The following is a 13647-nucleotide window of genomic DNA, read 5'->3' as shown; positions in this document are numbered from 1 at the left end:
GATTCAGCCGAGGCCAAACCGCAACAGCAGAATCATTAATAATGTGAACGATTCGCATTATACAGGGCGCGCGCACAAAGGCCAGCCACCGCATGACCAAAGGTGCTGGCGACCTCAGCGGCCAGGTTCAACCGGCCAGGCTAAGGCACCACTCACCGGTCACGACCAGAGTGTACTCAACCCCGCTAGCAGCGCGGCTAACAGCGGTAGCCCGAGCACCAGGCGGGGTGCGTAGGGCAGCAGGAACAGCAGGCTGGCGCCGCTCAGCGACATCAAACCTAGCCAGGCTACCCAGGCCATGGCCGGCGGCCATAGCTGCCTCATCAGATAGCAGGCGAGCAACAGCAACAGACAGCCCAGTGGCCGACAGGCACGGCGCCAACTGGCCGGCCAGCCGGCGGCAAGCTGCTTCCAGTGCCGCTCCATGGCCAGACATAAGGCGAGCATGCCGCTGTAGGTAAGCGCCAGGGCGAGGCCAAGCAGACTCAGGCTCATGGCGTGACGCCCCTGGCCGCCGCCCGGGCATTGCCGCGCCGAGCCGTGGTGGTATCCACTACCGGGCGTGAGGCCACGCGGAAGCTCGCCCACAGCAGCGTCGCCCCCAGGGCGGCCGCGCCGGCGTCTACGCCGAGGCGCAGGCTATCCAGCGATTCCCGCGTGCAGAGCAGATCAAGCAAGGGCAACGCCAGCAACAACAGTCCTGTCAGCGCCAGCTGTTCGGTCCAGGCCGGCAGTGGCGGGCGCACGCGTGCATGCAGCAGCGCCAGCAGCCAGCTACCAAAGAACACCCGCAGCTCCCAGGTCTCGCGCTCACCCAAGGTCACCGGCAGCAGGCGGTTCCCCCACAACAGGGCGGTACAGGCCAGCATCACGCCACTGACCACCGCTACGTTCAGCCACTCCGCCTGACGCAGCCAGGTGGTTTGCGTCTTCGCCTGTCGGCGGCGTTTTACGGTATAGAGCACCAGCCCGCTGGCGATCATCGCGCAGCTGATCAGACCGCAGATAAAGTAGATCCAGCGCATGGCATAGCCACCAAACTGGGCAAAATGCAGCCCCGCCATGACCTTCTGCGTGAGCAGCGTAGCCCGGGTCGGCGTGGGTGTACCGAGTGGCTCGCCGGTCAGCGCATTGAAGCTCAGCGACTCGCCCTTGGTCAGCTCCAGCCGGCTGCCCAGTACGGGGCGCACTTCTACGCGGGCATTGGCGCGATCCGGGTTAGTGACCGATAGCGAGCCCAACATGCCGGTGCCGTAATAGGCTTCACCGCGCTCGATAAAGGACGCCAGCGGCAGCATGCTCGCGGCTGGCGCCTGGTCACGTACAGCGCGGCCACCTTCACCGGGCCGAACGCCCCGCTCCTGTTGCTCACCCCCGCCGCGCAGCTCGCTGAACAGCGCCTGCCGATCACCGCCGTAGAGCGCGTCTGCCGCGGCCGGCATGTAGATCAGAAAGAAGATTGCCAGCCCGGTGTAGGTAATCATCAGATGAAACGGCAGCAGCAATACGGCGCTGGCGTTGTGACCATCCAGCCAGCTGCGCTGCCCCTTGGCCGGGCGGAAGGTAAAGAAATCCTTGAAGATTTTCTTGTGGATGATGATGCCGCTGATGAGCGTGACCAGCATCGCCATGGCGGCAAAGCCAACCACCCAGATGCCGACACTGCGCGGCATGTGCAGGGTGTAGTGAAAGTGGAAGAAGAAGTTGCCACCCAACGTCTCGCGCGGCGTTACGACCTCGCCACTGAGCGGGTCAACAACCGTGCGCTGACCGCGCCGCTGTTCCCCTGCCGAGACACTCAGGGACGGGCCGCGTTCGGTCGGCAGGCTGATGTTCCAGGCACTGGCGCCGGCATGCTTCGCCCGCAGCCAGTCTTCGGCCACCTGCACGGCGCTGGCCTGATCCAGCCCGCTGTCACGCAACTCGGGCTGCATCCACCAGTTCAGCTCCTTGTCGAATACCGCCAGGGTGCCGGTGAGGAAGATGGCAAACAGCAGCCAGCCGAGGATCAGCCCCGCCCAGGTGTGCAGGCCAGACATCGATTGCGTCAGTGAAGCTTGCTTGGCCATTATGCCGCTCCTGAAAACAGGTGCGGCCAGAAGCCGATCGATACCAACGGCACAATCGCCAGCAGACTGAGCAGGCCGCGCCGCAGCGGCACCGCATAAACCCAGAGCACATAGCCGGTGTAAACCAGAAAGGACAACAGCGTAGCGCTGATGGCCGCGTCTATCCGCTCACCCGGTAGCAGACGGGCCAGCGCGGCGGTCACGCTGTAGGTGAAGGCATAACCGCCCACTACTGCCAGCAGAGCGCGCGCCAGCGTGGCGGGCCAGAGTCTGGTTGTGGAGTTAGTTACCGCTTTGTTCATGATCAGCTCTCTTGCACGGCCGCTGGCCCGCGCTACAACGCAGCGGGCGCCCCCGGTGAAACCGCAGGGCGCCTGTTTACAGGTAATGCATCATGGCCGCGCCAGGCGAGGCCGGTTCACTCAGAAATCGACCGTCAAGCCAACCGTGAGGCGACGCCCGTCGAGCACCACGCCGTAGTCGTCATTGGTGACTTCCTTGTCAGCCACGTTGTACAAACCCGCCTTGACGTTGACCGTCTCGGTCAGTTGATACACACCACCCAGATCGACAAAGCCGTAGCCCGGCGTGCCCTCGGACATGCTGGTGCGGCCCATGTAATCGGAGGTTTCGCTGCGATAGTTACCCTGCAGCCAGGCGTTCAGCCGCGGATTGACGGCCCATTTCAGCAGGCCGTTGAGCATGTGCCGTGGCTGCTTGTTCAGCGGCTCGCCCGCGAACTCACCCGTCTGCTGCTCGGATTTGGTGAAGGTGTAGCTGCTGGAGACACTCCAATCCGGCAGGAAGCGATAATCCAGCGTCAGCTCCACGCCCTGCATATAGGCCTCGGCAATGTTCTTGCGAGTACTCAAGAAGTAGTAGTTGTTGCCGCCGAAGGCGCAGGTCCAGGTGCTGGGATCGTTACGATCACCGGCCGGGCTTTCACACAGGCGATCTTCGGCGATCTTGTCCTTGTAGATGGTGTGAAACAGCATGGCGCTGGTATTCAGGCCAAGGTGCTGGTTGTCGTAGACATAACCGACCTCGTAGTTGGTGCTGGTTTCCGGCTTCAACTCGGAGTTACCGATGATCAGCGCGCGCGGGTGCGGTGCTGGCGAGCCACCGCCACCGGTGCCACGGCCAAAGCCCTCGGTGGCGTCGGATAGGGTTGGCTGGCGATAACCGGTGGATACACCGCCCTTGAGGGTCCACTCGGGGTTCAGCCGATAGACCCCATACAAGCGCGGCGACAGCTCGCCACCAAACAGCTCGTCATCGTTGTAACGCAAGCCGGTGGTCACCGACAGGCTGTCGGTCATGGCCCAATCGACCTCGGTGTAGAGTGCGGCAATCCAGCGATCGACACTTTTCACCGCGCCGGGAATATTTGAAGTCAGCAGGCCATTGGTTTCATCAACAAACTCTTCCTGCTTGTACTGGCCACCAAAGGTCACCACATGCTCGCCCCAGAAGTAGCTGGCCTGGCTATTGAGCAGGCTGACTTCTTCCTGCTTGGTGCTGCCGGTGCCCGGTTTGTCGGAGACGTCGTGCTGCAGAAAGCTGTTAACGATCAGATCACCGTAGTTGCCATCGTGGCCCAGGGTATAAACGTCTTTTTCATAACGGTAGGTCGAGGCATCGGCGTCGGCCGCAATGCTCTCGCCGGGGGTGTGGGTGTATTTCAGCGTGGAGGCGGTATATCCCAGGGTGAAGCGGTTTTGCTCGTTGGGCGTGAGGTAGAACTCGGCGCCGCCCTGCTTGCGCGTGCTTTCCGGCATGCTCGCGGCGCTGTCGCCACCGCCGATGTAATCGCTTTCATCGGTGCCCACGTAGGTGCCGGTGAACTGCGCCCCCAGCAGACCTTCCACCAGCGGGCCGCCGAGGTAGAAATCAACCTGCTGGGCGTCGCTGCTGATGTCGTTCAAGGCGCTGGTGTATTCGGTGTTGATAGTGCCGTGCCACTCGTCACCGCCGCGGCGGGTGATGATGTTGATCACCCCGCCCATGGCTTCGGAGCCGTACAGTGACGACATGGGCCCACGAATCACCTCGATGCGCTCAACCATCGACAGCGGTGGCAGACCTATCTGCTTGCCGCCATCAGCACCGTTGGTGTTGACCATACGGCCGGATGAGATCGGCCGACCGTCGACCAGGAACAGAGTGTAGGTGCTGTCCATGCCGCGAATGCTGATGTCCTGCATGTTGCCGCCGCCGGTCACAAACACGCCGGGGATGTTGCGCACGGCGTCGGTGATGTCGGTGTAGGACTGTTTTTCCAGCTGCTCGCGGGTGACCACGGAAATGCTGGCAGGCGCATCAGCGATGTTCTGCTCATAGCCGGCGGCGCTAATTACCGTGATCGGCGCCAGCTCGGTGGTCTGCGTGGTGGCGTCCGTTACGTTCTCTGCGACAGCGCCAGCGCTGAGCCCCATAGTGGCTGTGGCTGCGGCAATCGCGCAAATCAGTCGATGTTGTCTGAAATTCCCCATGCACCCTCCTCCCGTATTGGCCTGAAACAGCACTGCGGGCAAGCCCTGCGCCCTTCCCTAAGGCGTGGGCAAACCCGAAACAGGAGCGAATGATATTAATTCTTATTTGAGAGTAAAGCGCATTTACAATCTATACAGCCTGTAAGCGCAGCTTGATGCGCAGCCCGGGCGCGCCGTTTTCAGCCCACAGTCGGCCTTGCTGCAAGCGAATCTGACCTTCAGCGATGGCCAGCCCCAGGCCAAACCCGTCGCCACCCGGGCGCGCAGCGTTAAGGCGGGCGAAGGGGCGAAAAATCAGCTGCAGATGCTCCGGCGCCACGCCGCTGCCCTGGTCGGCAATGCACAAGACCCAGTGCGCGCCATCGCGTTCGGCACAGAGACTGACCCTGCCACCGGGGGGCGAGTGGCGAATGGCGTTGCGCAAGACGTTTTCCAGCGCCTGCGCCAGGCCGTTGAGGTGGCCGTGCACCCGGCAGGCGGCCGGCACCTGGCTGCAGATCCGATCCGCCGTCCAGCCCGACTCGAACAAGGCGTCCTCACGCAGCACCTCCCATAGCGCGTTGACGTCTATCGCCTCACAAGGCAACTGGCCCGGCTCACTGTCGAGCCAGGCCAGCTCCAGGGTGCCATCCACCAACGTCTGCATCACGGCGCACTCGCGCTCCAGCCGCTCGCGTAGCTCCAGCACACTCAGCTCGCTTTCTGCCGCCACCCGCAGGCGGCTCAACGGGGTGCGCAGCTCGTGCGACACATCACGCAGCAGCTGCCGCTGCTGGGCAATGGATTGGCGCAGCCGCCGCGTCAGGTAGTCCAGTGCCCGGCCCAGCTCGCCAAGTTCATCGCGGCGCCGCGCCAGGGCCGGCGACAGCAGGTTTTGCAAGGGGTCTGCCTGCATCGCGGTGGCCTGCCGGCGCAGGCGCTCAAGCGGCGAAATCAGCAGCATGTACAGCAATACGCAGAACAGTACCGAGAGCAATCCGGGTACCAGGTACAGCAACAGCGCATTCAACCAGACCCGTTGCCCCCAGGGGGTCAGGTGCGCGGGCAAGCGCAGCACCAGCTGCGCCTCATCCGGCATGGGAACAGCGATCATCGGTCGTCCGTCGCCGCGCATGCTCATCGGTCGATCGTAGCCGCGCACGAACGACAGCCTGTCACGTTGCGTGTCGCTCAGCTGCTGGCCGGGCAGGGGCTCCCGGTCTGCGCCCAGCACCACCAACAGCTCCGGCGACAGCACTGCGTTGTTGGTCTGCCAGCCGCGCAGTGCATCTGGGCCAGCAGCGGCGGCGGCAGCCGCCTCGCTGGCGTAGCCGCGCAGCTCCCGCAGGCTGGCCTCCGGCAGGTGCGATACGTACTGATCGATCCGCGTGCTCAGGTAGTTGGTGGCCCAGATCAAACTCAGGCAGAAACCGGCCACCAGCAATACCAACCGCCAGAACAGCGAGCGCGGCCCCGGCATCAGCTAGCCTGCTCGCTGAGCAGATAACCCTGCCCCCAGACCGACTCAAGACGCAGATGCTCGACCCCCGCCTCGGTCAATTTGCGGCGTAGATTGCTGACGTGCATATCCAGCACCCGATCATGACGGGAAAAACCCCGATGCAACACCTGCTGGTAGAGAAATGCCTTGCTCTGCACCTCGCCGAGGTTATCGAACAGCACCTGCAAGAGGCGAAACTCAGTGGGTGTGAACGGCAACCAGTGTTCACCATAGCGGGCTCGCAACAACCGTTCGTCCAGCCACAACGTTGCCGACTCTCCTGTTGCAGGAGGCACCCGCGTGTGACTGCGCTCATAGGCCACCCGCCGCAGGATGGCAGCAATTCGCACCTGCAGTTCGCGGGTGCCAAAGGGCTTGGGCAGGTAATCATCGGCGCCGCGATCAAAACCACTGATGCGATGCCCTTCATCGCCCTGCGCCGACATCATCAGTACCGGTGTGGAACGTTCACGGCGCAAGCGGCTGAGCACCTCCATGCCGTCAACCCCCGGTAACATCACATCCAGCAGAATCAGGTCATAGCGATCGCGACTGGCCAGCGACAGTCCCGACTCGCCATCGGCCGCCAGGGTCACGGCAAAGCCGCCCTGCTCCAGCGAGGCCTTCAAATGCGCCCCGAGGACTGGGTCGTCTTCGATGGCGAGAATTTGTGATTGGGCTGCCAACAACACCAACTCCATTGCGAACGAGAATGATTAGCGCATGCAAAAGTACTGCATTGCCGGGCCACTGGCAAACCGCCTTTGGTCGCGGCTGCTACCGCTACCCTGTCAACGCTGGGCCGTTGCCAGTACAATGCGCCGCCCGTCCTCTGCGGCGTGCTCATTCACTTTTATCTCCAGCAGGATTCTGCCTTGATCTCTACCGCCAACATCACCATGCAGTTCGGCGCCAAGCCGCTGTTCGAGAACGTTTCTGTCAAATTCAACAATGGCAACCGTTACGGCCTGATCGGCGCCAATGGCTGCGGCAAGTCGACGTTCATGAAAATTCTTGGCGGTGAGCTGGAGCCATCCGGCGGCCAGGTGATGCTGGAACAGAATGTGCGCCTGGGTAAACTGCGCCAGAACCAGTTTGCCTATGAAGAGTTCAGCGTGATCGACACCGTGATCATGGGTCACGAAGAACTCTGGAAGGTAAAGGCCGAGCGCGACCGCATCTATTCACTGGCCGAGATGAGCGAAGAGGACGGGATGAAAGTCGGCGAACTGGAGGGCGAGTTCGCCGAAATGGATGGCTACACCGCCGAATCGCGCGCCGGCGAACTGCTGCTTGGCCTGGGGATTCCGCTGGAGCAGCATTTTGGCCCGATGAGCGAAGTGGCACCCGGCTGGAAGCTGCGCGTGCTGCTGGCCCAGGCGCTGTTCTCCGACCCGGACGTGCTGCTGCTGGACGAACCCACCAACCACCTGGATATCAACACGATCCGCTGGCTGGAAAGCATTCTCACGGCGCGTAACAGCACCATGATCATCATTTCCCACGATCGCCACTTCCTCAACAGCGTGTGCACGCACATGGCCGATCTGGATTTCGGCGAGCTGCGTCTGTTCCCCGGCAACTACGACGAGTACATGACTGCTGCCACCCAGGCCCGCGAACGCCTGCTGTCAGACAACGCGAAGAAGAAAGCGCAGATTGCCGAGCTGCAGACCTTCGTCAGCCGCTTCTCGGCCAACGCGTCCAAGGCCAAACAAGCGACCAGCCGCGCCAAGCAGATCGACAAGATCCAGCTGGACGAGGTCAAACCCTCCAGCCGCGTCAGCCCCTTCATTCGCTTTGAGCAGCACAAGAAGCTGCATCGCCAGGCGGTGACCCTCGAAGGCGTCAGCCAGGGCTTTGACGGTGAAGTGCTGTTCAAGAATCTGAGCCTGCAGATCGAGGCTGGCGAGCGGGTGGCCATCATCGGCCCCAATGGTATCGGCAAGACCACCCTGCTGCGCACCCTGGTGGGTGAAATGGCGCCGATGAAAGGCGAGGTGAAGTGGGCGGAAAGCGCCGATATCGGCTATTTCGCGCAGGATCACGCCGACGACTTCAAGCACGACTACACGCTGTTCGACTGGATGGCCCAGTGGACCCAGGGCGGCGAGCAACTGGTGCGCGGCACCCTCGGCCGCATGCTGTTTTCCAACGATGACATTCTGAAATCGGTGAAGGTAATTTCCGGGGGTGAGCAGGGCCGCATGCTGTTCGGCAAGCTGATTCTGAAGAAAGCCAACGTGATGCTGATGGACGAGCCGACCAACCACCTCGACATGGAATCCATCGAGGCGCTCAACCTGGCGCTGGAAAACTTCCCCGGCACGCTGATCTTCGTCAGCCACGACCGCGAGTTCGTCAGCTCGCTGGCCACGCGGATCATCGAGCTGTCGGAAAATGGCGTAACCGATTTCTCCGGTACCTACGACGACTACCTGCGCAGCCAGGGCGTGCTGGTCTAAGCGCCAATCAGACCCAGTTGTTGCAGGGCGCTGCCGCTGTAGCGCGCGCCCAGCAGCAACCAGTCGAACCAGAAGGCCTGATGTAGCAGCACGATCAGCCAGAACACCACCTGAAACGGGACCTTGCGGGTCTTGTGACGAAACACCTGCTGGGCGATCAACGCGCCGGGCCAGCCTCCCAGCAGCTCGGTGATATGCAGGGTGTTTTCCGGGGTACGCCAGCGGCCGCTCTCGGCCCTGCGCTTGTCGATGGCGTACTGCAGAAAGCTGGCGATGCAGACCAATAGATAAGCCATCAGCGGCCAGAGCGCCGCCTGCCGCGTCAGTACGTTGAGGCTGCCCAACAATGGCAACACCAGCAGCAGAGCCAACACCAGCAGCTTCAAAGGCAGCTGGCGGATACCCGCTTGCGGTCGCCCGGTGCGCCGTGGGCGGGCAACCCTGGCCGGCGCTGACCTTGGCTTTTTAGCGGCGCCTTTCTCGCTTGCCTGCGGTTTACGCCTGATCGCAGCGCGGTCGATGCTCAGCCCTTCACCGCGCATGTGTTCTGCTCGCGGCCTGCCGCGCTCATCCTGGCCGGCAAGGTAATACACCGTGCTGCCTGCTGTCGGGCGAGAATCCCCACGCACCGCTGAAATATGCACGAACAGCCGCTCGCTGCCGTCCGCCGGCTGTATGAAGCCAAAGCCCTTGTCGTCGTTCCAGTTGATCAGTTTGCCGCGCAATTCCATCTGCCGTGCCTTCCTCGATTGCAGCCCTGTGGGTCGGCGTTTTATACCACGGCGCCATTGATTCGCCGTCAAAACAACACTGAGTCATTCCAAAACAGTGTCTCATTGATATTGAATTAACATTGAAAATCAATAACTTGTGTTAACCGCATCACAGGCCTAGATTTACTAACGCTGCTGTCCGCTGCGCAGATTGGAGTTGTGCAGCGCGAGCCTGTGTTTAGCCACGCAGAACAACAAGCCCAACGCCCTAAAGGAGATAGCGCTATGGCTGTTCAACATCACGGTACCGTGCCGTTCAAGGGTATGAGTCATCTCTGCCTGTTTGGTGAAAACCGCGCCGACCGCTTCGGTCGCCTGTTCCCGCAACTTCCCCCGCTCTACCTCAACCCCACCCTGCTTCACGATATCGGCAAGGCCGGTGGCGTGATGGAGGATACCGGGTTACCCAACCTGACCAAGAACGTCGCCGCCGGGCTGATTTTCTTTGGCCAGTTCGTCGATCACGACATCACCCTGGATGCCAGCTCATCGCTGCGCAACAACAATGAACCCGGCGAGATCACCAACGTCCGCACCCCATCACTGGATCTCGACTGCATCTACGGCGATGGCCCTGAGGCGCATCCCTACCTCTACGATGGCCACAAGCTGCTCACCGGCAGCGACTATGCCGATGCCGGCGACCCGAACGACCTGCGCCACCATGATTTGCCGCGCTCGGCCAAAGGCACGGCCATCATCGGCGATCCGCGCAATGACGAGAACCGCGTCATTTCCCAGCTGCAGCTGGCCATGCTGCGCTTTCACAACCACGTTTACGCCAACGTACACAGCGAATGGGAAGACGCGCGCCGCGTCACCACCTGGCACTATCAATGGCTGGTGGTAAACGAGTTTCTGCGCACGATTTGTGGTGATTGGGTGGTGGATGACATTCTCGCCGACGGGCGCAAGGTGTATCGGCCGGAATGCGATGGCAGCCACGGCGCCTACATTCCCATCGAGTTTGCCACCGCCGCCTACCGCTTCGGCCACACCATGATTCCGCAGAAGATGCGCGTGCAGCCCGGCGGCACGCAGCATGTCTTGTTCAGCCCCAGCTCGGCGTTGGGTCGCGGCTTCAGCCCGGTTGCCAGCGCCGATGGCGTGGTCGACTGGGAAAGCCTGTTCGACAGCGGCAACGGCGACTACGAGCGCGCCGGCCAGGTGGATACCAAGCTGGCCAGCGCGCTGCTCGACCTCCCATTCATGGACCCCAGCACCCCCGCCTTCGAGCGTTCGCTGGCGGTACGCAACCTGTTGCGTGCGCAGGTCTTTCTGGTGCCCTCCGGCGAGCAGGTCGCCGAATGCATGGCCGCCAGCGGCGCCGCGGAGATCACGGCCAGTGATATTGCCAAGGTGCGTGAAGCGGGCGCCAAGCTGGGTCTGCCCAAGGCGACGCCGTTGTGGCTTTACCTGCTGGCCGAGGGCCGGGTGATCGGCCGTATGGACGGCGAGAAGAGCTTCAGCAAGGGCGAAGGCCTGGGCCCGGTCGGCGCACGACTGGTCGCGGAAGTCATAATCGGCCTGCTGGAACTGGATCACCGCTCCTTCATGGGCTCCAACCGCAACTGGTCACCCTTGGATTCCGCCGACCGCGTCGGCAGCAATGGGGTGACGTCAATCTATCAGATGCTGACCGTCTGAACAGCTGTACCACTTTGAGCAGTAACCGCGCCCCTCGCAGCAGCTGTCGTGCTGAGGCGAGAGGCGTTTTTATCGCGCCTGAGACAGGCTCGCGTTACCCGCAATCTGCCACAGCCGCGCCAGATCGGCGGCGCGCGCGGTCAACTGGGCAGCAGCTTCTGTCATCGCCTGCTCCAGCGTCAGCGGGCCGGGCGCCAGGCTGAAGGCCGCAGCAATACCTTCGGCGTACAGCCGTTGATAGCCTTCCCCCAGACTACCGGCCAAAGCGATCACCGGCACCCCCGCGCTGCGTGCCAGCCGCGCCACGCCGACTGGCGTCTTGCCGTGCAGGCTCTGGCCATCCAGCCGGCCTTCGCCGGTGATAACCAGATCGGCCCCTTGCAGCATGTCGGCCAGGCCGCACAGCTCAGCCACCAGCTCCACGCCGGGACGAAACTGCGCCTTGAGCACCGCCTTGGCGGCAAAACCCAGGCCGCCGGCAGCGCCCACACCGGGACAATGCCGCACATCTTCGCCCAGGGTGGCGCTCATCACATCGGCAAAATGCGCCAGCGCCTGATCCAGCTGCGCCACCTGCTGCTCACTGGCGCCCTTTTGCGGGCCAAAAATCGCCGAGGCGCCCTGGGGGCCGCACAGCGGGTTGTCCACGTCGGCGGCGACCATCACTTCGAGCCGCGCCAGACGGGTGTCCAGCCCGGTCAGGTCGATGTGCTGCAGTTGCTGCAGCTCCGCGCCGCCCGCTGGCAGTTCATTGCCATCGGCGCCCAGAAAACGCACACCCAGCGCCTGCAGCAAGCCGGCACCGCCATCGTTAGTGGCACTACCGCCCAGGCCCAACACCAGCCGCCGCGCGCCAGCATCCAGCGCTGCGAGGATCAGCTCGCCAGTACCATGGCTGCTGGCCCGCAGCACATCGCGTTGCTGCGGCGCCACCAGGTGCAAACCGCTGGCCGACGCCATTTCGACCATTGCCTGCTGCCCCGGCAGCCAACCCCAGTGCGCCGTGACCGGTGCGCCCAGCGGGCCTTGTACCTGGCATTCACGGCGCTCGCCGGCGGTGACCGCGAGTACCGCGTCCACCGTGCCTTCACCGCCGTCGGCCATCGGGCAGAGCAGCAGCTCGGCATCGGGATACACCCGTGCCCAGCCGGTGGCGATGGCTTCGGCCACGGCGCTGGCGCTGAGGCTTTCCTTGAAGGAGTCAGGGGCAATAACCAGTTTCATCAGAGCAGTACCAGACTCAGCAGCCACACGGTGATGATGCCGGCGATGCCCTGCATCAGGGTACCCATGGTCTGGGCTTTATAGGCCGTGCCGACGCTCATGCGGCTGAACTGGGTCACCACCCAGAAGAAGCTGTCGTTGGCATGTGACACCGTCATTGCCCCGGCCCCGATGGCCATCACGCAGAGCACCCGGCCCATCTCGCTATCCAGCCCCAGTTGGCCCAGCAGCGGTGCTACCAGGGCGGAGGTGGTGACCAGCGCCACCGTGGTGGAGCCCTGCGCTGACTTCAGCGCGGCGGAGACGATAAAGGGCATGAAGATACCAATGCCCAGCGCCGACAGTGTCGCACCCAGATAATCGCCCAGCGGGGTGATTTTCAGCATGGCGCCAAAGGCGCCGCCGGCGCCGGTAATCAGCAGAATCGGCGCGGCGGCCTGAATACCTTCCACCACGCGCTCGTGGAACTCTTCCCGCTTGTTATCCGAGCGCAGCAGCGTGCAGGCCAGACCCAGGCCGACCGCCAGCGCCACCACCGGTTGACCCAGAAACGCAAGCAGCGTGTACAGGAAGCCCTCGCCCACCGGCTTGGCCGGCAGGTTGGCCAGCGTACCGAGACAGATCAAGCCGATCGGCAGGAAGATGGGCGCAAAGGCCTTGGCCGGGCTGGGCAACACACCGTATTTGGCGCGTATCTGCTCATAGTCTTCGGCATCCATCACCTGGGCGCCGTTGTCCTCCAGCGGAATGTCCTTGCCGATAAAGCGGTTGGCCCAAAGCATGCCGGCCAGCGCGGTGACCATGGAGACCACCAGACCGACCAGAATCACCAGGCCCAGGTTATTCTCCAGCCCCAGGTTGCCGGCGGCGGCAATCGGGCCGGGGGTTGGCGGTACAAAGGTATGCGAGGCGTACAGACCGGTCGCCAGCGCCACGCTCATGGCAATCACCGAAATCTTCATGCGCGCCGCCAGGGCGTTTTTCAGCGAGTTGAGAATCACGTAGCCGGAGTCGCAGAACACCGGGATCGACACCAGATAGCCGATGATCGACATGGTCAACGTCGGGAAGCGCTCACCCAGCAGCTTGATGACGGTTTCGGCCATGGTGATGGCCGCGCCGCTGCGCTCGAGAATCACGCCAATGATGGTCCCCAGCACAATCACGATGCCGATGTAACCAAGAATGCCGCCAAAGCCGCCGGTGATGGTCTTGACGATCTCCATGGTCGGCACCTGATAGGCAAAACCAGCCAATAGGGCGGCAGCGAGCAGGGCAAGAAAGGGATGCAATTTAAGGCGGGCGGTCGCCAGGACGATAAACGCGATCAGGGCGACCAGAATCAGGACCAGACCCATGACTGAACTCCTTTTTATTGTGTTTGCCGGTATGGGTGAACGGGCTACAGCCCACTCAGGGCGCAGCCAAGCAACCATTGTTGCCCAGCCGCGGCGCAATTACCCTATGCATCCGCACAATAAAAAAGACTAATTCGCC

The 13647-nt window shown here is 62.7% G+C and carries 12 protein-coding genes; 3 read left to right on the top strand and 9 right to left on the bottom strand.

Annotated elements, in window-relative coordinates; translation table 11 throughout:
* Nucleotides 1–159 precede the first annotated feature (159 nt).
* The 6 genes from BLU26_RS12280 to BLU26_RS12255 all read right to left on the bottom strand — a co-directional run bounded on the left by BLU26_RS12280 (nucleotide 160) and on the right by BLU26_RS12255 (nucleotide 6730).
* Nucleotides 160–495, bottom strand: a complete 336-nt coding sequence (locus tag BLU26_RS12280; RefSeq protein ID WP_092287080.1) for a DUF3325 family protein — start codon at nucleotides 493–495, stop codon at nucleotides 160–162.
* A complete protein-coding gene (locus BLU26_RS12275) occupies nucleotides 492–2069 on the bottom strand; it encodes a PepSY-associated TM helix domain-containing protein (protein ID WP_092287078.1) in 1578 nt (525 codons plus the stop codon). The genes BLU26_RS12280 and BLU26_RS12275 overlap by 4 nt, the downstream gene beginning before the upstream one ends.
* A complete protein-coding gene (locus tag BLU26_RS12270; protein ID WP_172830658.1) occupies nucleotides 2069–2371 on the bottom strand; it encodes an iron transporter in 303 nt (100 codons plus the stop codon). The genes BLU26_RS12275 and BLU26_RS12270 overlap by 1 nt, the downstream gene beginning before the upstream one ends.
* Nucleotides 2372–2491: 120 nt before the next feature.
* Nucleotides 2492–4561, bottom strand: coding sequence for a TonB-dependent receptor domain-containing protein (locus tag BLU26_RS12265; protein ID WP_092287076.1), 2070 nt, complete (start codon nucleotides 4559–4561; stop codon nucleotides 2492–2494).
* A 130-nt stretch (nucleotides 4562–4691) separates the two neighbouring features.
* Nucleotides 4692–6020, bottom strand: a complete 1329-nt coding sequence (locus BLU26_RS12260) for a sensor histidine kinase (protein WP_092287074.1) — start codon at nucleotides 6018–6020, stop codon at nucleotides 4692–4694.
* Entirely contained in the window at nucleotides 6020–6730 is a 711-nt protein-coding gene (locus tag BLU26_RS12255) for a response regulator transcription factor (RefSeq protein WP_407920327.1), read from the bottom strand. The genes BLU26_RS12260 and BLU26_RS12255 overlap by 1 nt, the downstream gene beginning before the upstream one ends.
* Before the next feature lie 186 nt (nucleotides 6731–6916).
* Between BLU26_RS12255 and BLU26_RS12250 the strand changes: the two genes are divergently transcribed.
* On the top strand, nucleotides 6917–8506 hold the full coding sequence (locus BLU26_RS12250) for an ABC-F family ATPase (RefSeq protein WP_092288473.1): 1590 nt from the start codon (nucleotides 6917–6919) through the stop codon (nucleotides 8504–8506).
* Here BLU26_RS12250 and BLU26_RS12245 read toward each other — a convergent pair.
* Nucleotides 8503–9237 carry a DUF1294 domain-containing protein gene (locus tag BLU26_RS12245; RefSeq protein WP_092287070.1) on the bottom strand — a complete coding sequence of 245 codons (735 nt, stop codon included), beginning with the start codon at nucleotides 9235–9237 and terminating at the stop codon, nucleotides 8503–8505. The genes BLU26_RS12250 and BLU26_RS12245 overlap by 4 nt on opposite strands.
* 267 nt (nucleotides 9238–9504) lie before the next feature.
* Between BLU26_RS12245 and BLU26_RS12240 the strand changes: the two genes are divergently transcribed.
* On the top strand, nucleotides 9505–10926 hold the full coding sequence (locus BLU26_RS12240) for a peroxidase family protein (protein WP_092287068.1): 1422 nt from the start codon (nucleotides 9505–9507) through the stop codon (nucleotides 10924–10926).
* Nucleotides 10927–10995: 69 nt separating this feature from the next.
* Here the strand turns inward: BLU26_RS12240 and BLU26_RS12235 are convergent, their stop codons facing one another.
* Together BLU26_RS12235 and BLU26_RS12230 are read right to left on the bottom strand one after the other, a co-directional pair.
* Nucleotides 10996–12150 (bottom strand): glycerate kinase, encoded by a 1155-nt coding sequence (locus tag BLU26_RS12235; protein ID WP_092287066.1) that lies wholly within the window; start codon nucleotides 12148–12150, stop codon nucleotides 10996–10998.
* Nucleotides 12150–13508 carry a GntP family permease gene (locus BLU26_RS12230; protein ID WP_092287064.1) on the bottom strand — a complete coding sequence of 453 codons (1359 nt, stop codon included), beginning with the start codon at nucleotides 13506–13508 and terminating at the stop codon, nucleotides 12150–12152. Before BLU26_RS12230 ends, BLU26_RS12235 begins: the two co-directional genes overlap by 1 nt.
* Here BLU26_RS12230 and BLU26_RS18830 point away from each other — a divergent pair.
* Entirely contained in the window at nucleotides 13507–13641 is a 135-nt protein-coding gene (locus tag BLU26_RS18830) for a hypothetical protein (protein ID WP_269433908.1), read from the top strand. The two genes, BLU26_RS12230 and BLU26_RS18830, sit on opposite strands and share 2 nt — an antisense overlap.
* The last annotated feature ends 6 nt before the right edge of the window (nucleotides 13642–13647 follow it).

The sequence above is a fragment of the Halopseudomonas sabulinigri genome (assembly GCF_900105255.1).
GTDB classification, from domain to species: domain Bacteria; phylum Pseudomonadota; class Gammaproteobacteria; order Pseudomonadales; family Pseudomonadaceae; genus Halopseudomonas; species Halopseudomonas sabulinigri.
The sequence above is the reverse complement of the archived record's forward strand: the minus strand, read 5'-3'. Positions and strand labels throughout refer to the sequence as shown.